We start from the raw sequence: 17,637 nt of genomic DNA on the forward strand, positions 1-17,637 counted from the left end.
GGCTCAGTCGTCGTAGACGGCATATTTCTTCTCCAGGCGGGCAAAGCCCCAGGTCAGCACCAGGGTCATCAGCAGGTAGAACGCAGCGGCAACAACGAAGGGCATGGTCGTAAAATCGCGCTGGACCAGGCCGCGCGCAGCGCGCAGCAGATCATTCATGGCCAGCACGTAGATCAGCGAGGTGTCCTTGACCAGGGTAATCGTTTCATTGCTCAAGGGCGGCAGGATGCGCTTGACCATCTGCGGCAGGATGATCCGCCGCATCGTCTGCGCCCGGCTCATGCCCAGCACCTGCGCCGCCTCGTATTGCCCCTTGCCGATCGACTGGATGCCGGCGCGGAAGATTTCGGCAAAATAAGCCGCGTAATTGAGCACGAAGGCGAGAATCGCTGCCGGGAAATCGGGCAGGCGAATGCCGATCACCGGCACGAAAGGCAGCGCAAAATAGATGAACAGCATCTGCAGCATCAGCGGCGTGCCGCGCATCAGCCACACATAGCCGCCCACCAGCGTCCGCGCCAGCGGCCAGCGCGACAGGCGCAGCAAGGCCAGGCTCAAGCCCAGCGGCACCGCCAGCAACAGCGTCAGGGTAAAGACCTGCAGCGTGACGCCCGTGCCATCGAGCAATGGCCCGAGTATCTGTAGGAAGTAATCCATGCTTGCTCCCCGCCCGCAGGACGGGAGACGGGCCCCGCTATGCGCGGGGCCCGGAGTTTACTTGACGATGTTCTTGCCGAACCACTCGGTCGAAATGCGGGCAGCAGCGCCGTCTTTCTTCATCTCGTCCATCGCCTTCTGGATCTTGCCGAGCAACTCGGCATCGTCCTTGCGCACGCCGACGCCGTATTCTTCGGTACCGAAATGCTCGTCGAGGATCACGTATTCGCCCGGCTTCTTGGCAGTGTAATAACGACCGACCACCTCATCGACCACCAGCGCGTCGAGACGGCCGGTAGACAAGTCCATCAGCGCAGTCACGTTATCGCCAAATTTTTTCAGTTCCTTCAGCGTTTTGCCGGCAGCATCCTTGTCGATGGCCTCGACCGCGCTGGAGCCTTCCTGTACGCCAACCACCTTGCCAGCCAGATCGGCCTTGGCCTTGACCGGCGAATTGGCGGCGACGATCACGATCTGGCGGTTTTCGAGATACGGCGCAGTGAAGGCAATCTTTTCCTTGCGCGGCTCGGTAATGGTCAGGCCATTCCACAACACATCCACGCGCTTGCCGCCAAGTTCGGCTTCCTTGGCATTCCAGTCGATCGGCTTGAATTCGACTTCGGCACCGAGGCGCTTGGCCGCCTCGCGTGCCAGATCGATGTCGAAGCCAACCAAGTTCCCCTTGGCGTCGCGGAAGCCCATCGGCGGGAAGTTGTCGTCCAGACCGACCACAATCTTGCTGGCCGGCGCCGGAGCGGCGGTTGCCGGTGCTTCTTCCTTCTTGCCGCAAGCAGTCAGGGACAAGCCGGCCACCAGGGCCAGCGCCAGCAGGGAAAACGTCTTTTTCATCTGGTCAGCAATCCGAAAAAAGGCACAAGCGAATGTGCAAAGGATCGATTTTCCCCCGAACACTCGCCCACGGCATCAGGGAAAACCCTTAACTACTCGATATGGCACAGCAGTGCCGGGTCGTTTTTTGCCCCTTCCGCCATCTTGTCGAGACAGGCGATGACCTTGAAGCTCGCCGCTTCCATGCTTTCGACGTGGCGCAGCATCTGCTGCACATCACCCTGATCGCGCGCATTCAGCGCAGCGATCCCGGCCTGGTGCACTTCGATATGCGGCGCCTCAAGCTCGCGATACCCGGGCAACTTGCTGAAGCATTCGCGCCCTTCGCCCTCGTAATACCATTTGCCCAAACGGCAACCGGTATGCGCGGCAACATCGCAGGCGGCGAGATTGGTCAGTCCGAAGAGCCCCATGTAAATACGGAATTTGAAGACCAGGTGATCAACCTTGGCGACTTCGACAAAACTGTTCAGCGCACCGCCGGCAATCACTTGCTCCATGCGCCGCGCCAGCCCGACCACCTCGGCCATGCCCTCGGTGGCAGCCGTGCCGCGCAAGCTGAAACCGCCGGCTGCGGACGACAAACCGTCCATCGCGGCCTTGGCGGCGACCGAGTTGTGACGCACTCCGGCAACCAGTTCGGAGATTTCGCGCGTCGCCTTGGCCGTACGCTCGGCCAGTTTGCGCACTTCGTCGGCGACGACGGCAAAACCGCGCCCGGACTCGCCGGCACGGGCCGCTTCGATCGCCGCATTCAGCGCCAGCAGATTGGTTTGATCGGCAATATCGTGGATCAACTGGACAATCGCATCGATCTGCTCGGCCTGATTGGCCAGACTACCCACGGCACCGGCCGCCGCAGAGGAGTCGTTGGCCAGTTGCTGCAGGCTGGCCGCAATCTCGGTCGTGACCTGGCCGCTGGCTACCGAAGCCGCTGCCGCCTGCACCGCCTGGGCCCGCTCATCGCGCAAGACCGCCGCCATCGAACCAAGGCTTTGCTGCGAACCGCCCAGAGTATCGCTGAATGCCGACAGGTGACGCAAAATCTGACGCAGGGTATCGCATTCGAACTCCTTGGTCCGCCAAGCTGCGGACTGCTCGGCCAACTGCTCCTGCAAGCTCGCATTGCTCGCTTGCAGCACCTGTTTTTCCTGCTCGAGACGGGCAAGCTGCGCCTGCAATTCGCTCACTTCCCTGGCCTTGCTCCAGAACATCCGCTACTCCTTCGAGGAAACACTACGACTAATTGGTTAACCCGAAATTATCCCTCCTTGTAACCTTGGTGTCACAGACTCGTCACCATGCGGCGTCAATTGTTTTTCCCGACCGGCAACAAAAAGGGCGACCCGGTTGCCCGGGTCGCCCTTCCAGGAGAATCGCCGAAGACGGTCAGAGACGGCGCAGCAGGCTTTCGTCCCAGGCCGGATGCGCCTCGTAGCCCAGCAGATTGGCTACCGTCGCAGCGATATTCGAAAGACCTGCCGTTTCGCTCTGCACCAGAGTCAACTGGCCGCCGGTCGCGTAATCGGCAAGGAGCAAGGGCACCGGGTTCAGGGTGTGGGCGGTCTTGGCCTTGAAACTACCATCCTTGTTCTGTGCCGGCTGCTTGGTCTTCTTGTCCAGTTCGAACATTTCGTCTGCGTTACCGTGATCGGCAGTGATCAGCGCAACCCCGCCAGCCGCCTCGACCGCCTTGAGCAGGCGCCCCAAGGACAGATCAACCGCCTCGACCGCCATCCGTGCAGCCTCGAAATTGCCGGTATGCCCGACCATGTCGCCGTTGGCGAAATTACAACGCAACACCTTGTATTCACCGGATTGGATCGCAGCGATCATCGCGTCGGCGATCTCGGCAGCCTTCATCCACGGGCGCTGTTCGAAGGGCACCACGTCACTCGGTACTTCGAGATAGGTTTCGCCGGCGAACTTGCCGGAGCGGTTGCCGTTCCAGAAGTAGGTAACGTGGCCGAATTTCTGGGTTTCGGAGCAGGCAAACTGGGTAATCCCGGCCTTGCTGAACCATTCGCCCGAGGTGTTGGTGATCGCCGGCGGCGGCACCAGGAAGCGCTTGGGCAGTTGCAGGTCGCCGTCGTATTGCAGCATGCCGGCGTAGGTCACGCTCGGCACACGGATGCGGTCGAATTCCTTGAACTCGGCCTCGACAAAGGCCCGGGTGATTTCAATCGCGCGATCGCCACGAAAGTTGAAGAAGACGACCGCATCGCCGTCTTCGATCGTGCCGATCGGCTGGCCGTTCTCGGCAATCACGAATTCCGGCAGATCCTGGTCGATGGTGCCGGGATTTTGCTCGCGCAGGCCGTTGACCGCAGCAGTGGCATTGGCGAACTGCGGGCCTTGTCCGAGAACGTGGGTTTTCCAGCCTTTTTCGACCATCGGCCAGTTGGCGTCGTAGCGGTCCATGGTGATGTACTGACGACCGCCGCCCGAGGCGATGCGGGCATCGAAGCCGCCGGAGGACAGGTCGGCAAGGAAGGCTTCGAAGGGCACGACATAGTCAAGCGCGCTGGTTTCCGGCACATCGCGGCCGTCGAGCAGGGCGTGGATGCGCACGGTCTTGACGCCCTCTTCCTTGGCACGAACGACCATGGCCTTGAGGTGATCAATGTGGCTATGCACGTTGCCGTCGGAGAAGAGGCCGATGAAGTGCACCACGCCACGGCCGGCCTTGGCTCCGGCGACCACTTCCTGCCAGGCGCTGCCGGCCCACAACGTGCCCTCGGCGATGGCATTGGCGACCAGCGCCGCGCCCTGCGCATAGACCTGGCCGGCGCCGATGGCATTGTGACCGACTTCGGAGTTACCCATGTCGTCATCCGACGGCATCCCGACGGCGGTGCCATGTGCGCGCAGGCGGATATTCGGACAATTGGCGAAAAGGCGGTCCAGCGTCGGTTTCCTGGCGGCGGCGATGGCGCTGCCGACATCGGTTTTGGGCAGGCCATAGCCGTCCATCACGACGACCACGACCGGACCGGCAACGCCGGCAAAACGGGAGGATTTCTGCAACATGGACAAGAACGGAGAAGGAAGATGAAGGGGGCAATTTTACCGTTCACTGCTGCGGCCTATGGGATAATTGCCGCTTTATTAACCTCCGTTCGCCGCCAGATCGCCGCCAGCATGCCGAAAGAAGCACCGATCCAGTTCAAGGGCACGACCCTGAAAATCATCCTGATCCAGTTGTCGACCGTGGATGTGGCGGCATTGCGGCAAGCCTTGCAGGAACTAACCGGCAACTCGCCGGATTTCTTCGGCGACGAACTGGCCGTACTCGACTTCAGCGCCGCCGGGGAACTTCCGGCCAGTGCCGACTGGCCGGCGCTGCGACAACTGTTGAGCGAATCCGGCCTGCATGCGATTGCTGTCCATGGACTGCCCGCAGCGCTGCTTTCCGGCGCCATTGCCGCCGGTCTGCCGCAAGCTGCGGCCGAAGCCTTTGCCCGGCGGGCCCCAGGCCGCAGCAGCAGCGAAGCCGCCGAGCCGCCTCCGCCGCCCACCACTCCGGAGCCGATGCCGACCGCGACGCCGGAGCCCACTGCGGCCCCCAGCGTCGCGCCGGCGCCGGCAACCATGATCGTAGACAAGCCGCTGCGCTCGGGCCAGCGCGTCTATGCCCGTGGCGGCGACCTGATCGTCACCGCCATGGTCAGCGCCGGCGCCGAGGTGATTGCCGATGGCAGCATCCACGTTTACGCCCCCTTGCGCGGCCGCGCCCTGGCCGGTGCCAGCGGCGATGCGCAGGCGCGAATTTTCACCACCAGCCTGGAAGCCGAACTGGTTTCGATTGCCGGGATGTACCGTACCTTCGAGGCCGGAGTTCCTGCCGACCTCGCCCGCCAGCCGGCGGTCGTCAGCCTGCACCAGGACGGCGATGCCATGAAACTGACCGTGGCAGCGCTCGCCCTCAGATAAACTTAATCCATTCACATATCCCAGCGAGAACCCAAAGTGACCCGCATCATCACCGTGACCTCCGGCAAGGGTGGCGTCGGCAAGACCACCACCAGCGCCAGCTTTTCCTCCGGCCTCGCCCTGCGCGGCTTCAAGACCGCCGTGATCGACTTCGACGTCGGCCTGCGCAACCTCGACCTGATCATGGGCTGCGAACGCCGCGTGGTCTATGACCTGATCAACGTGATCAACGGCGAAGCGACGCTGACCCAGGCGCTGATCAAGGACAAGCACTGCGATAACCTGTACGTGTTGCCCGCGTCGCAAACCCGCGACAAGGACGCACTGACCGAAGCCGGAGTCGAGAAGGTCCTCAAGGAACTCGAACACATGGCCTTCGACTACGTGATCTGCGACTCGCCGGCCGGCATCGAGCACGGCGCGGTGATGGCGCTGACCTTCGCCGACGAGGCGATTGTCGTGACCAACCCGGAAGTCTCCTCGGTCCGTGACTCCGACCGTATCCTTGGCATCCTCCAGGCCAAATCGCGGCGCGCCCTCGAAGGCCGCGACCCGGTCAAGGAACACCTGCTGATCACCCGCTACAACCCGGGCCGCGTCGAAGCCGGTGAAATGCTGTCGTACAAGGACATCCAGGAAATCCTGCGGGTCGAAATCATCGGCGTCATCCCCGAGTCCGAGGAAGTGCTGCAAGCCTCGAACCAGGGCACCCCGGTCATTCACCAGAAGGAAAGCGAAGCCGCCGATGCCTATCAGGACGTGATCGCCCGCTTCCTCGGCGAAGCCCGGCCGCTGCGCTTCGTCGACTACGTCAAGCCCGGTCTGCTGAAGCGCCTGTTCGGAGGCAAGTAAGATGTCCCTGCTCTCCCTGCTCTTCGGCAACAAGCCAAAATCCGCCCAGGTGGCGAAGGAGCGCTTGCAACTGATCATCGCCCACGAACGCGATGGCGGCGGCAACGCCAATTTTCTGCCCGAACTGCAACGCGAACTGATCGCAGTGATCTCGAAATACGTCAAGATCAACCAGGACGACATCCGCGTGTCGCTGGAAAAGCAGGACCGCTACGAGGTCCTGGAAGTCAATATCGTGCTACCGGAAAAGGACTGAATCGGCGCCGCGTGGCAGTTCGCTGCTGCGCGGCCGGTTCTCGCCGGACAAAAAAAGCGGGGCCCGAAGGCCCCGTGAAAAAAGAGATGACGGTTGCTGTTCTCCCGTTATCTCTCCCGCAGAGTGGTCGTTTCGATCAACTGCCCGACCCGGAAGTCAAGACAGTTCATCGTTGCAAGGAAGCGTCGGCATTGCTGCCGAACACCACGACCAGGATGACAAAAATTGCCGCGATGAAAGCCAGTGCCTGCAGGCGTACGCCAAAACCGAGCACCGACATCTGCCAGAGATCAGCCAGACCGCCAAGCAGCAAAGCCAGCACGGACAGCAACGTCCCCGCGAGCAGCGCGGCAAACGAGCGCCGCAATGCCAGACGCGGAAGCAGGCGGCCCATCGGAGCGGAGGCTGGTTTCATCGCAATCTTCGCTTACATGTTCGGATAGTTCGGACCGCCGCCACCTTCGGGTACCGTCCACATGATGTTCTGGGTCGGGTCCTTGATGTCGCAGGTCTTGCAGTGCAGGCAATTCTGGGCGTTGATCTGCAAGCGCGGCTGGCCTTCTTCCTCGCCGAGGATTTCATAAACCCCGGCCGGGCAGTAACGGGTTTCCGGTGCGCCGAAGCGGGCGTAGTTCACGCTGATCGGCACCGACTCGTCCTTGAGCCGCAAATGGCTGGGCTGGTTTTCCTCGTGGTTGGTCGCCGACAGGAACACCGACGACAGGCGGTCGAAGGTCAGCTTGCCGTCCGGCTTGGGATAGTCGATCTTCGGATGACTGTTCTTGTCGCCGAGCTGCGTGTGATCCTCGTGATGATGCAGGGTCCACGGCGCCTTGCCGCCAAAGACGTAGGTGTCGATGGCACCGTAGGCCAGCGCGCCCCACAAGCCCCACTTAAAGGCCGGGCGGATGTTGCGCACTCGATACAACTCGTCCCACAACCAGCTTTGCTTGATCTGCTCGCCGTAGGCAGTGGCTTCGCTGCCGGCATTTTCAACGGCGAGGTGGGCAAAGACCGCTTCGGCCGCGACCATCCCCGACTTCATCGCCATGTGCGTGCCCTTGATCTTGGGCACGTTGAGGAAGCCGGCGGTGTCGCCGACCAGCAGGCCGCCCGGGAAGGTCAGCTTGGGAATCGACTGGTAACCGCCTTCGGACAGAGCACGGGCGCCGTAGGAAATCCGGCGGGCACCTTCGAAGTAAGCGCGAATCGACGGATGCGTCTTGTAACGCTGGAATTCTTCGTAGGGCGACAGCCACGGGTTTTTGTAGTCGAGACCGACCACCATCCCGACCGCGACCAGGTTGTTTTCCAGGTGATAGAGGAAGGAGCCGCCGTAGGTATCGCTCTGCAGCGGCCAACCGACGGTGTGCACGATCAGGCCAGGCTGATGCTTGGCCGGGTCGATCTCCCACAGTTCCTTGATGCCGATGCCGTAGGTTTGCGGATCGACGCCTTCGCGCAGATTGAATTTGGCCCACAGGTCCTTGGTCAAGGAGCCACGGCAGCCCTCGGCAAAAATCGTCTGCTTGGCGTGCAGTTCCATCCCCGGCTGGAAGCTGTGCGACGGTTGCCCGTCCTTGCCCAGCCCCATGTCGCCGGTGGCCACGCCCTTGACCGAACCGTCCTCGTGATAGAGGACTTCGGCCGCAGCAAAGCCGGGATAGATTTCGACGCCGAGGGCTTCGGCCTGCTCACCCAGCCAGCGGCAGAGGTTGCCGAGGCTGATGATGTAGTTGCCGTGGTTGCTCATCTGCGGCGGCGTCGGCAGCTTGAACGAGCCACCTTCGCTGAGATAGAGCAGGCGGTCTTCACCGGCCGGCGTGTTCAGCGGTGCACCGCGTTCCTGCCAGTCGGGGAAGAGCTCGGCCAGCGCACGCGGCTCAAGCACCGCGCCGGAAAGGATATGCGCACCGATTTCGGAGCCCTTTTCCAGCAGGCACACCGAAACCTCGCGGCCGGCTTCTTCCGCCAGTTGTTTGACGCGGATCGCCGCAGCCAGCCCCGAAGGGCCACCACCGACGATCACGACGTCGTATTCCATCGCATCGCGATCAGTACGCATGACGCTTCCCGACTTAAACGGCGGCCGCCAGTTGCGGCACGGCTTCGAACAGGTCGGCGACCAGGCCGTAGTCGGCGATCTGGAAGATCGGCGCTTCCGGGTCCTTGTTGATCGCAACGATCACCTTGGAGTCCTTCATCCCGGCCAGGTGCTGGATCGCGCCGGAGATACCAACGGCGATATAGACCTGCGGCGCGACGATCTTGCCGGTCTGGCCGACCTGGTAGTCGTTGGGCACGAAGCCGGCATCGACCGCGGCACGGCTGGCGCCGAGCGCGGCGCCGAGCTTGTCGGCGAGCGGTTCGAGCAGCTTGTGGTAGTTCTCGCCACTGCCCAGGCCGCGACCGCCGGAGACGATGATCTTGGCGGCGCCCAGTTCGGGACGCTCGGACTTGGTCAGTTCGCGGCCGAGCAGCTTGCTCTGCGCGGTGTCGGCGGCGGCGCCCAGGGCGTCAACGGCGGCCGCGCCACCGGTGGCGACGGCGTCGAAGGCGGTGGTACGGACGGTGATCACCTTGACCGCGTCGGCGCTCTTGACCGTGGCCAGCGCATTGCCGGCGTAGATCGGGCGGACGAAGGTATCGGCGGCTTCGACGCCGACGATTTCGGAGATCTGGGCGACGTCGAGCAGCGCGGCGATGCGCGGCGCGACGTTCTTGCCGAAGGTGGTGGCCGGGGCCAGGATGTGGCTGTAGCCGGCGGCGTTGGCAATCACCAGCGCGGTCAGGTTTTCAGCAGTCTGGTCGGCGTATTGAGCCGCATCAGCGACCTTGACGGCAGCAACACCGGCGAGGGCGGCGGCTTGTTGGGCGGCGGCGGCGCAGTTGGCACCGGCGACCAGCACGTGGATGTCGCCACCGATTTTCTGGGCAGCGGCGACGGTGTTCAGGGTCGCGGCCTTGAGGCTGGCGTTGTCGTGTTCGGCAATAACGAGAATGGTCATGGTGGCGTCCCCTTAGATCACTTTGGCTTCGTTCTTGAGCTTGCTGACGAGTTCGGCCACGTCAGCCACCTTGACGCCGGCCGAGCGCTTGGCCGGCTCGGCGACTTTCAGCGTGGTCAGGCGCGGCGCGACGTCTACGCCGAGGTCGGCGGGCTTGAGCGTGTCCAGCGGCTTTTTCTTGGCCTTCATGATGTTGGGCAGGGTCGCGTAGCGCGGCTCGTTCAGGCGCAGGTCGGTCGAGACCACGGCCGGCAGGCTGATTTCCAGGGTTTCCAGGCCGCCGTCGATTTCGCGGGTAACCTGGGCGCTGTTGCCGTTCAACACGACTTTGGAGGCGAAGGTGGCTTGCGGCCAGCCTTGCAGCGCGGCCAGCATCTGGCCGACCTGGTTGGCGTCGTCGTCAATCGCCTGCTTGCCGCAGATCACCAGTTGCGGTGCTTCCTTGGCGCAAACGGCCTTGAGCAGCTTGGCCACGGCCAGCGGTTGCAGATCGACATCGCCGCAATCGACGAGGATGCCACGATCGGCACCGATCGCCATCGCCGTGCGCAGGGTTTCCTGGCAAGCGGCAACGCCGCAGGAAACGACCACCACTTCGGTCGCAACGCCGGCTTCCTTGAGGCGCACGGCCTCTTCCACCGCGATTTCGTCGAACGGGTTCATGCTCATCTTGACGTTCGCCAGATCCACACCCGAACCGTCCGCCTTGACGCGAACCTTGACGTTGTAATCCACCACCCGCTTCACGGGAACGAGAATTTTCATGTCTGCCAACCTTTCCAAAAACAGCGCCTGCCGCTTCTGCGGGCAGCGGCGCGGAAAATGCCTTGAATTTGCGTTATATCGCGGTCTTTGATGTAACGACGCCGTTGCGTTGCCGCAACGGCGCGTCACTTGCTGTGCTCTTCGCAAGGAAGAACGCTGTTCTCTTTTATAGGTCTTTACTGCTGGAGCGAAGAATCGCAAAACACTCTTGCAGAACTTTTCCGCGAATGTAACGAATCGTTACAAGCGGGCAAAAAAACGTCTTTTTCACGGTCGACCGTGGAAATGGCAAAAAACGGCTGAAACTCGCGGCGCCGGCCAGTAAAATCAGCCGATGCACTCACCGCCCGCCGCTCCCAGCCACGATCCCCGCCTGACCATGCTGCAGGCCGGCCTCGATCTGCTCGACCAGGGCATCACCGTGTTCGATGCCGACTTGCGCCTGGTCGCCTGGAACCGCACCTTTCTCGAACTGCTCGATTTCCCCGAGTCGCTGGCGGTCGTCGGCACCCCGTTTGCCGACTTCATCCGCTACAACGCCGAGCGCGGCGAGTACGGCCCCGGCGAGGTCGAGGCTCAGGTCGCCGAACGGCTGGCGGCAGCCGCCAGCTTCCAGCCGCATGTGCGCGAACGCCAGCGGCCGAACGGCCGGGTTCTGCTGCTGCGCGGCGAGCCCTTGCCCGAGCGCGGCTTCGTCACGCTGTACACCGACATTACCGAGCAACGTTACATCGAGCACCTGACCGAGCACCAGAACATCCAGCTCGAAGAGCGGGTGCGCCGGCGTACCGCCCAGCTGGAAAACGCCAACGCCAACCTGCGCCGGGCAATTACCGAGAAGGAAAGCATTGCCGCCGCGCTCAAGCGCAGCGAGGAACGCCTGCGCCTGATCAACGACACCATCCCGATCCTGATCGGCTACGTCGACGCCAACGAGGTGTACCAGTACGCCAATCGAGGCTACGCCGAGTGGTTTGCGCCGCCGGGCGGCACCGTGATCGGCCGCTCGGTGCCCGACGTGGTCGGACGCGAGGTTTACGCCCAGGTGCGCGACCCGGTCAAAAAGGCGCTGGCCGGGCAGCAGGTCAGTTACGAGTATCAGAAGGAACGCCACGGCGAAACGGTCTTTGCGCGCAGCACCCTGGTCCCGGAAATCACGCCGGAAGGCCGTACGCTGGGCTTCTTCGTCTTCGCCTACGACATCACCGAGCAGAAGCGGATGCAGGCGGCGCTGATCCAGGCGCAGAAGATGGAAGCCATCGGCCAGCTGACCGGCGGCCTGGCGCACGACTTCAACAATTTGCTGACGGTGATCATCGGCAACCTGGCGGCGCTGCAGGACCATCTGCCCAAGGCGGCAAGCGGCGATGCCACGGTCAACGCGGCGGTGAACGAATTTGTCGAACCGGCGCTGCAGTCGGCGCGGCGCGGCGTACAGCTGATCAAGCGACTGCTCACCTATTCCCGGCAGCAACCCTTGCTGCCGGAAGCGGTCGATCTCGGCCAGCTGCTGGCCAGCCTGTCGAAATTACTGCGCCGCTCGCTCCCCGAGCCGATTGCGATTTCGACCGACCTCGGCAGCCAGCCGATCCACGCCTTGGCCGATCCCGGCCAGCTGGAAAGCGCAGTGCTCAATTTTGCGCTCAACGCCCGCGATGCGATGCCCGACGGCGGCGTGCTTCACCTCGCTTGCCGCCCGGTCGAACTGTCGACCGATGCCGCCGCCTTCGGCGTCGCCCCCGGCCACTACGCGCTGCTCGAAGTCACCGACAACGGCTGTGGCATGGATGCGGCAACGCTGGCGCGGGCTTTCGACCCCTTTTTCACCACCAAGCGCCTCGGCCTCGGCAGCGGCCTCGGGCTGGCGATGGCCGACGGCTTCGTCAAACAATCCGGCGGCGGCATCGCCATTCACAGTCAGCCCGGCGAAGGCACGGTAATCCAGATGGTGCTCCCGGCCACCCAGCCGGAGACGCACCCAGAACCGCCTCCCGAGGAAAGCAGCCAGCCCGGCGGTGGCGAGCTGGTGCTGCTGGTTGAGGACGACCCGCAGGTGCGGCGCATCGTCTGCCAGCAACTGGTCGACCTCGGCTACCCGGTGATCGAAGCCGAAGACGGCCAGCAGGCATTGCTGATGCTGGCGCAGATTCCTGACATCCGCCTGGTAGTCAGCGACGTACTGATGCCGGGTGGACTCAACGGCCGCCAGCTGGCTGAGCGCATCGCCGGCGAATTTGCCGATAAGCGCTGCCTGCTGATCAGCGGTTATACCGACGAGGAAGGCCAGGGCGCCGCCGACAGCGGACTGGGCGCACAGATTCCAGTTCTTGCCAAACCGTTCACCCGCCAGGAACTGGCGCGCGCCCTGCACGCCACCTTTTCCTCCAGCCAAAGCTAATGCCATGAAAGACAGCGAAGCCGGAAAAATGATCGTCGTCGTCGAAGACGATCCGGACATTGCCCGCATCATTGAACAATCGCTCAAGGACTTCTCGTTCCGCACCGCCTGGTGCCGCAGCGGCGGTGACCTGCTGCGCCGCCTGCGCAGCCTCGGCCCCGACCTGTGCATCATCGACCTCGGCCTGCCCGACATGGACGGGATCGAGGCGATGCAGAAGGTGCGCGCCGAATCGGCCTGCGGCATTCTGATCCTGACCGGGCGCGCGCACGTCAGCGACCGGGTGATGGGTCTGGAAATGGGTGCCGACGATTACATGCTCAAACCCTTCGAGCCGCGCGAATTGGTCGCCCGCGTGCGCAGCATCCTGCGCCGGCGCGAAGGGACGGCGGCACCGCAAGCCAAGCAGGTCGCCGAATTTGCCGGCTGGCGTTTCAATCTCGGCAACAACAGCCTGCACGGCCCCGGCGGCGAAGAACATGGCCTGAGCACCTCGGAGGCCGAGTTGCTCAAGGTCTTCGTCAAGAATCCCAACCGGATTTTGCAGCGCGAGCAGCTGATGGGCAGCCGCGACCTGTCGCCGACCGACCGCGCCATCGACGTTCGCGTTTCACGCCTGCGCCGCAAGCTGGAAGCCGACCCGGAACGGGCAGCGCTGATCAAAACTGTCTATGGCGCCGGCTACCTGTTCATGACCACGGTCAACTGGCTGGAATAGGAAAAATCAGCCAAAACCACGGGCCGGCACCAACGCCGGCCCACTCAATGGCTAAGGCTTACAACACCACCTGCGAGCCCAACTCGACTACCCGGTTCGACGGAATACGGAAGAAGGCGGTGGCGCTGCCGGCGTTGCGGAACATCGCCACGAACAGCAGGCTGCGCCAATAGGCCATTTCCGAGCCGAGCTTGGGAATCAGGGTTTCGCGGCCGAGGAAAAACGAGGTATCCATCGGGTCGACCGTGAGACCGCAGGTCGCGCAATGCGCCAGTGCCGCCGGGATGTCCGGCTCGTCCTTGAAGCCATAACGTACCCGCACCGTCGCGAAACCGCCCGGCAGCAACTCGACCGCCACCCGCTCGTGTTCGCCGACGTAAGGCACCTCCAGCACGGCAACGCTGAGGATCAGCACCCGTTCGTGCAGTGCCTTGTAATGTTTGAGGCTGTGCAACAGCGCATGCGGCACGCTTTCCGGGTGCTGGGTCATGAACACCGCCGTCCCCGGCACGCGCTCGACACCGCCGGCAACCAGGCTGGCGACGAAAGGCTGCAAGGCCATCGCGTCCTTGTCCAGGCGCGCAGCGAGTACTTCCCGGCCACGCTTCCAGGTGGTCAGCAGGACGAAAATCAGCAACCCGAAGGCGAGCGGGAACCAACCGCCATCGGGAATCTTGACGCTGTTAGCGAAAAAGAAGGCGCTATCGATGACGATGAAGGGCAAGGCGCCGGCCACCGCCCGCCACGGACTCCAGTCCCACAGGCGCACCGCCACCGCGATCGCCAGCAGATTGGTGATCAGCATGGTGCCGGTCACGGCGATGCCATAAGCTGCCGCCAGGTTGGACGAGGACTGAAACTCGATCACCAGCACGATGATCGCCAGCAGCAAGACCCAGTTGATCGCCGGCAGGTAGATCTGGCCGATTTCCTGCGCCGAGGTGTGCTGGATTTCCAGACGCGGCGTGTATCCAAGCTGGATCGCCTGCTGGGTGATCGAGAAGGCGCCGGAGATCACCGCCTGCGAAGCGATGATGGTGGCGACGGTGGCCAGGATCACCAGCGGATACATTGCCCACTCGGGCGCCAGCAGGTAGAAGGGATTCTCCACCGCCGCCGGATCAGCCAACAGCAAGGCGCCCTGGCCGAAATAATTGAGCAGCAACGCCGGCATCACATAGCCCAGCCAGGCGTACTGGATCGGCCGCGCACCGAAATGCCCCATGTCGGCGTACAGCGCTTCGGCGCCGGTGATGCACAGCACCACCGCCCCCAGCGAGAGGAAGCCGAGCACGCTATTGCCTTGCAGGAAGGCCAGCGCATACAGCGGATTGATCGCCGCCAGCACCGCCGGCTGCTGCACCACCGCGCTCAGGCCGAGCAAGGCGATGGTCGCGAACCAGAGCAGCATCACCGGCCCGAACAGCGCCCCGACGCTGGCCGTGCCGCGCCGCTGGAAGACGAACAGGAGCACCAGCACCGCCAGCGTGATCGGCTGCACATAGGGCTTGAACGCCGGAGTGATGATTTCCAGCCCCTCGACTGCCGAGAGCACCGAAATTGCCGGCGTGATCACTCCGTCGCCGTAAAACAGCGCCGCGCCGAACAAGCCGAGCGCGACCAGACAACGCTGCTGCCAGCTGCCGGGACGCCCCTTTTGCAGCGCCAGCGTCATCAGCGCGATGATCCCGCCCTCGCCCTTGTTGTTGGCGCGCATGATGAAGGACACGTACTTGACGGTGACCACGATGATCAAGGTCCAGAAAAACAGCGACAGGACCCCGAGCACGTTGCCCGGCGTGATCGGCACCGGATGGTGCGCACCGCCGAAAACCTCCTTCAGCGAATACAGCGGACTGGTGCCGATATCGCCATAGACCACCCCCAGAGCGGCCAAGGTCAGCGTCGCCAGGCGTGCCTTGTTTGGTTCGGTATGTTGCATGTTTCCCCTCATGGCTGAAAACGGTAGCCAACCCCGGTTTCGGTTAAAAAATGGCGCGGCTGGGTCGGATCGTCCTCCAGCTTTTGCCGCAAGCGGGCGACATAGACCCGCAGGTAATGCCCGCTCTCGACCGCAGCGGCGCCCCAGACTTCCCGCAGCAGGCTGCGCTGCGTCAGCACCTTGCCCGGCTGCGCCAGAAAGGCGAGCAGCAGGCGGTATTCGCGCGGCGTCAGATGCACCGCCTCGCCGTGGCGCAAAATTAGCCGCCGTGGCAGGTCGACCGTGAATGAGCCGCACTCGACCAGCGGCTGACCGCCGCCGGCCGCACGCCCCTGGCGGCGGAGCAAGGCGCGCACCCGCGCCCGCAATTCGCCGACGCCGAAGGGCTTGCACAGATAATCGTCGGCCCCGGCATCGAGGGCTTCGATCTTGTCGTGCTCCTGCGCCCGCGCCGACAGGATCAGCACCGGAATGTCGGACCAGCCGCGCAGGTTGCGGATCAACTCGACGCCGTTGCCATCCGGCAAGCCGAGATCGAGGATCACCAGCTGTGGCCGTTGGGCCGCCGCTGCGGCCAGGCCTTGCCCCAGATCGCCGGTTTCGATCCCGACACCGCCCTCTTCCTCGACCGCCAGCCGCACGACCCGCCGGATCTGCGGCTCGTCCTCGACGATCAAGACCCGGATCGCGTCGTGATTCATGCCCCCTCCTCGTCCGACCAGGCCGGCGGCTCGCCCACCGGCAAGCGAAAACTGACGCGTGCACCACCCTGCGCCCGGTTGCCGGCGACAATCGTGCCGCCATGCGCCTCAACAATCGCCTTGCAAATCGCCAGCCCGAGGCCGGTGCCGGAAAGGCCCGACTCGCGCTCGCCGCGAACGAACATGGCAAACAGTTCGGCCGGATCGCCGACCTGGAAACCCGGCCCGGCATCCTCAACCGCAACCTCGACCCAGGCATCGACGCGGCGCGCCGACAAGCACAGTTCGCTGCCGGCAGGAGCATACTTGGCGGAGTTTTCCAGCAGATTGCAGAGCACCCGCTCCAGCAATACCGCATCGAACTCCAGCCAAGGCAGATCAAGCGCCAGATCGGTGCCGACCCGCAGCCCGGCAAGTACCGGCGCACTCAGCTTGAGGCTGGCACCCACCACCTCCTCCAGCGGCTGCCACTCCTTGCGCAGGCTGACCTGGCCGGCGTTGAGCCGGGCCATGTCGAGCAGGTTGCCGACCAGCCCGGCCATCCCGGCAGCCCGCTGATGCAGGGCCTCTGCCGTTTCCAGCGCCGCCGCCGGCAAGGGCGGCTTGATCAGGAACAGCGAATCGGCCAGCCCGACCAGCGCGGTCAGCGGCGTCCGCAAGTCGTGCGACAAGGCCGAGAGGATCGAACTGCGCAGCCGTTCGTCGAGCATCTGCAATTCGCTGCTGCGCGCCACCTCAACGTAATGCAGGCGCTCCAGCGCTACCGCCAGCAAGGAAGCCAGCGCGGCCAATAGCGATTGTTCGGTGGCAGTTTCCATGCTCGCGGCCAGCGAATGCTCGACCGCCAGCACCCCGCGCAGCCGCATTGGCGCCTGCAGCGGCAGATACAGCGCAGCCAGCCCCAAGCCTTGCACGCTATCGCTGCGCACCCATTGCCCGCTCTCAAACGCCACCTGCGCCAGATGCGGCTCGACCGGGATTGCTGGAATGCCGGCCAGCGGCTGCAAGCTGCGCCGGGTTTCATCCGGCAGCAGCAGGCAGGCGCCAACCGCCAGTTGTTCGCGCAGGAAGCCGAGCACCTGTTCCGCCGCCTGCTGCCGGGTCAGGGCACCGGCCAGCTGCTGCGCCAGGCGGTAGAGCGCCAGCGTCTGCCGCTCGCGTCGTTCGGCTTCGGCGGCCCGCTGCGCCAGAGCCGAGGCGAAGTGGCTGGTGGTCAGTGCCGTCGCCAGCATCACCGCGAAAGTGACCAGATACTGCAAATCACTGACCGCCAGCGAAAAGCGCGGCGGCACGAAAAACACGTCGAAGAGCAAGACGCTCAACACCGAGGCCAGGATCGCCGCCCGCCGCCCCCAGCGCACCGCGACCAATAACACGGTCAACAGGAACAACATCACGATATTGGCTGGGTCGAGCACGCCATGCAGCGGTGTCGCCAGCGCGGTGGTGGCGGCACATGCGCTGACGGTGCCGAGCAGGCGGAGCGATTCGCGCGGTGAGCGGCGATTTGCGTCCAGGTTTGTCATCGGGTTTGCCTCCTTGTGCCCTTGTTGCTGTG

16 protein-coding genes and 1 pseudogene are annotated in these 17,637 nt (G+C 63.8%); 5 read left to right on the forward strand and 12 right to left on the reverse strand.

Annotated features, from left to right (window positions below; all coding sequences use genetic code 11):
* Positions 1-3: 3 nt before the first annotated feature.
* The 5 genes and pseudogenes from VX159_RS14680 to gpmI all read right to left on the reverse strand — a co-directional run bounded on the left by VX159_RS14680 (position 4) and on the right by gpmI (position 4,536).
* Complete coding sequence (locus VX159_RS14680; RefSeq protein ID WP_371323622.1) at positions 4-657, reverse strand: amino acid ABC transporter permease; 654 nt, start codon at positions 655-657, stop codon at positions 4-6.
* A 57-nt stretch (positions 658-714) separates the two neighbouring features.
* Positions 715-1,506: an amino acid ABC transporter substrate-binding protein gene (locus VX159_RS14685; RefSeq protein WP_371323623.1), complete on the reverse strand. Its 792-nt coding sequence runs from the start codon at positions 1,504-1,506 to the stop codon at positions 715-717.
* A 92-nt stretch (positions 1,507-1,598) separates the two neighbouring features.
* Positions 1,599-2,036, reverse strand: coding sequence for a CZB domain-containing protein (locus VX159_RS14690; RefSeq protein WP_371325536.1), 438 nt, complete (start codon positions 2,034-2,036; stop codon positions 1,599-1,601).
* 21 nt (positions 2,037-2,057) lie between these two features.
* Positions 2,058-2,720: pseudogene (locus VX159_RS14695) on the reverse strand (methyl-accepting chemotaxis protein); the annotation flags it as partial.
* A 175-nt stretch (positions 2,721-2,895) separates the two neighbouring features.
* Positions 2,896-4,536, reverse strand: a complete 1,641-nt coding sequence (gene gpmI, locus VX159_RS14700; protein WP_371323624.1) for a 2,3-bisphosphoglycerate-independent phosphoglycerate mutase — start codon at positions 4,534-4,536, stop codon at positions 2,896-2,898.
* Positions 4,537-4,647: 111 nt separating this feature from the next.
* Between gpmI and minC the strand changes: the two genes are divergently transcribed.
* Genes minC through minE form a run of 3 tightly spaced genes read left to right on the forward strand, consistent with a single transcriptional unit; the run spans position 4,648 to position 6,547 of the window.
* Positions 4,648-5,439, forward strand: a complete 792-nt coding sequence (gene minC / locus VX159_RS14705; protein WP_371323625.1) for a septum site-determining protein MinC — start codon at positions 4,648-4,650, stop codon at positions 5,437-5,439.
* A 36-nt stretch (positions 5,440-5,475) separates the two neighbouring features.
* Positions 5,476-6,291, forward strand: coding sequence for a septum site-determining protein MinD (minD, locus tag VX159_RS14710; RefSeq protein ID WP_371323626.1), 816 nt, complete (start codon positions 5,476-5,478; stop codon positions 6,289-6,291).
* Between the two features lies 1 nt (position 6,292).
* On the forward strand, positions 6,293-6,547 hold the full coding sequence (gene minE / locus VX159_RS14715; RefSeq protein ID WP_371323627.1) for a cell division topological specificity factor MinE: 255 nt from the start codon (positions 6,293-6,295) through the stop codon (positions 6,545-6,547).
* Between the two features lie 166 nt (positions 6,548-6,713).
* Here minE and VX159_RS14720 read toward each other — a convergent pair whose 3' ends face one another.
* Genes VX159_RS14720 through VX159_RS14735 form a run of 4 tightly spaced genes read right to left on the reverse strand, consistent with a single transcriptional unit; the run spans position 6,714 to position 10,320 of the window.
* Positions 6,714-6,962, reverse strand: a complete 249-nt coding sequence (locus VX159_RS14720) for a hypothetical protein (protein WP_371323628.1) — start codon at positions 6,960-6,962, stop codon at positions 6,714-6,716.
* Between the two features lie 12 nt (positions 6,963-6,974).
* On the reverse strand, positions 6,975-8,612 hold the full coding sequence (locus tag VX159_RS14725) for an electron transfer flavoprotein-ubiquinone oxidoreductase (protein WP_371323629.1): 1,638 nt from the start codon (positions 8,610-8,612) through the stop codon (positions 6,975-6,977).
* A gap of 13 nt (positions 8,613-8,625) precedes the next feature.
* Complete coding sequence (locus VX159_RS14730; RefSeq protein ID WP_371323630.1) at positions 8,626-9,555, reverse strand: electron transfer flavoprotein subunit alpha/FixB family protein; 930 nt, start codon at positions 9,553-9,555, stop codon at positions 8,626-8,628.
* Positions 9,556-9,567: 12 nt separating this feature from the next.
* Entirely contained in the window at positions 9,568-10,320 is a 753-nt protein-coding gene (locus VX159_RS14735) for an electron transfer flavoprotein subunit beta/FixA family protein (RefSeq protein WP_371323631.1), read from the reverse strand.
* Positions 10,321-10,654: 334 nt separating this feature from the next.
* Between VX159_RS14735 and VX159_RS14740 the strand changes: the two genes are divergently transcribed.
* Both VX159_RS14740 and VX159_RS14745 read left to right on the forward strand, forming a co-directional pair.
* Positions 10,655-12,718: a PAS-domain containing protein gene (locus VX159_RS14740; protein WP_371323632.1), complete on the forward strand. Its 2,064-nt coding sequence runs from the start codon at positions 10,655-10,657 to the stop codon at positions 12,716-12,718.
* Between the two features lie 4 nt (positions 12,719-12,722).
* Positions 12,723-13,436 carry a response regulator transcription factor gene (locus VX159_RS14745; RefSeq protein ID WP_371323633.1) on the forward strand — a complete coding sequence of 238 codons (714 nt, stop codon included), beginning with the start codon at positions 12,723-12,725 and terminating at the stop codon, positions 13,434-13,436.
* A gap of 58 nt (positions 13,437-13,494) precedes the next feature.
* Here the strand turns inward: VX159_RS14745 and VX159_RS14750 are convergent, their stop codons facing one another.
* From VX159_RS14750 to VX159_RS14760, 3 genes are read right to left on the reverse strand one after another with little or no spacing between them, the layout of a single operon-like run.
* On the reverse strand, positions 13,495-15,378 hold the full coding sequence (locus VX159_RS14750; RefSeq protein ID WP_371323634.1) for a potassium transporter Kup: 1,884 nt from the start codon (positions 15,376-15,378) through the stop codon (positions 13,495-13,497).
* An 8-nt stretch (positions 15,379-15,386) separates the two neighbouring features.
* On the reverse strand, positions 15,387-16,079 hold the full coding sequence (locus VX159_RS14755) for a response regulator (RefSeq protein WP_371323635.1): 693 nt from the start codon (positions 16,077-16,079) through the stop codon (positions 15,387-15,389).
* A complete protein-coding gene (locus tag VX159_RS14760; protein WP_371323636.1) occupies positions 16,076-17,605 on the reverse strand; it encodes a DUF4118 domain-containing protein in 1,530 nt (509 codons plus the stop codon). Before VX159_RS14760 ends, VX159_RS14755 begins: the two co-directional genes overlap by 4 nt.
* Positions 17,606-17,637 lie beyond the last annotated feature (32 nt).

This window comes from Dechloromonas sp. ZY10 (genome assembly GCF_041378895.1).
In the GTDB taxonomy this organism is placed as follows: domain Bacteria; phylum Pseudomonadota; class Gammaproteobacteria; order Burkholderiales; family Rhodocyclaceae; genus Azonexus; species Azonexus aquae.

Coding starts and splice junctions, on each gene's coding strand:
- VX159_RS14680 (WP_371323622.1), bottom strand. CDS start 657: ATGGATTACTTCCTACAGATACTCGGGCCATTGCTCGATGGCACGGGC.
- VX159_RS14685 (WP_371323623.1), bottom strand. CDS start 1,506: ATGAAAAAGACGTTTTCCCTGCTGGCGCTGGCCCTGGTGGCCGGCTTG.
- VX159_RS14690 (WP_371325536.1), bottom strand. CDS start 2,036: ATGGCCGAGGTGGTCGGGCTGGCGCGGCGCATGGAGCAAGTGATTGCC.
- gpmI (WP_371323624.1), bottom strand. CDS start 4,536: ATGTTGCAGAAATCCTCCCGTTTTGCCGGCGTTGCCGGTCCGGTCGTG.
- minC (WP_371323625.1), top strand. CDS start 4,648: ATGCCGAAAGAAGCACCGATCCAGTTCAAGGGCACGACCCTGAAAATC.
- minE (WP_371323627.1), top strand. CDS start 6,293: ATGTCCCTGCTCTCCCTGCTCTTCGGCAACAAGCCAAAATCCGCCCAG.
- VX159_RS14720 (WP_371323628.1), bottom strand. CDS start 6,962: ATGAAACCAGCCTCCGCTCCGATGGGCCGCCTGCTTCCGCGTCTGGCA.
- VX159_RS14725 (WP_371323629.1), bottom strand. CDS start 8,612: ATGCGTACTGATCGCGATGCGATGGAATACGACGTCGTGATCGTCGGT.
- VX159_RS14730 (WP_371323630.1), bottom strand. CDS start 9,555: ATGACCATTCTCGTTATTGCCGAACACGACAACGCCAGCCTCAAGGCC.
- VX159_RS14735 (WP_371323631.1), bottom strand. CDS start 10,320: ATGAAAATTCTCGTTCCCGTGAAGCGGGTGGTGGATTACAACGTCAAG.
- VX159_RS14740 (WP_371323632.1), top strand. CDS start 10,655: ATGCACTCACCGCCCGCCGCTCCCAGCCACGATCCCCGCCTGACCATG.
- VX159_RS14745 (WP_371323633.1), top strand. CDS start 12,723: ATGAAAGACAGCGAAGCCGGAAAAATGATCGTCGTCGTCGAAGACGAT.
- VX159_RS14750 (WP_371323634.1), bottom strand. CDS start 15,378: ATGCAACATACCGAACCAAACAAGGCACGCCTGGCGACGCTGACCTTG.
- VX159_RS14755 (WP_371323635.1), bottom strand. CDS start 16,079: ATGAATCACGACGCGATCCGGGTCTTGATCGTCGAGGACGAGCCGCAG.
- VX159_RS14760 (WP_371323636.1), bottom strand. CDS start 17,605: ATGACAAACCTGGACGCAAATCGCCGCTCACCGCGCGAATCGCTCCGC.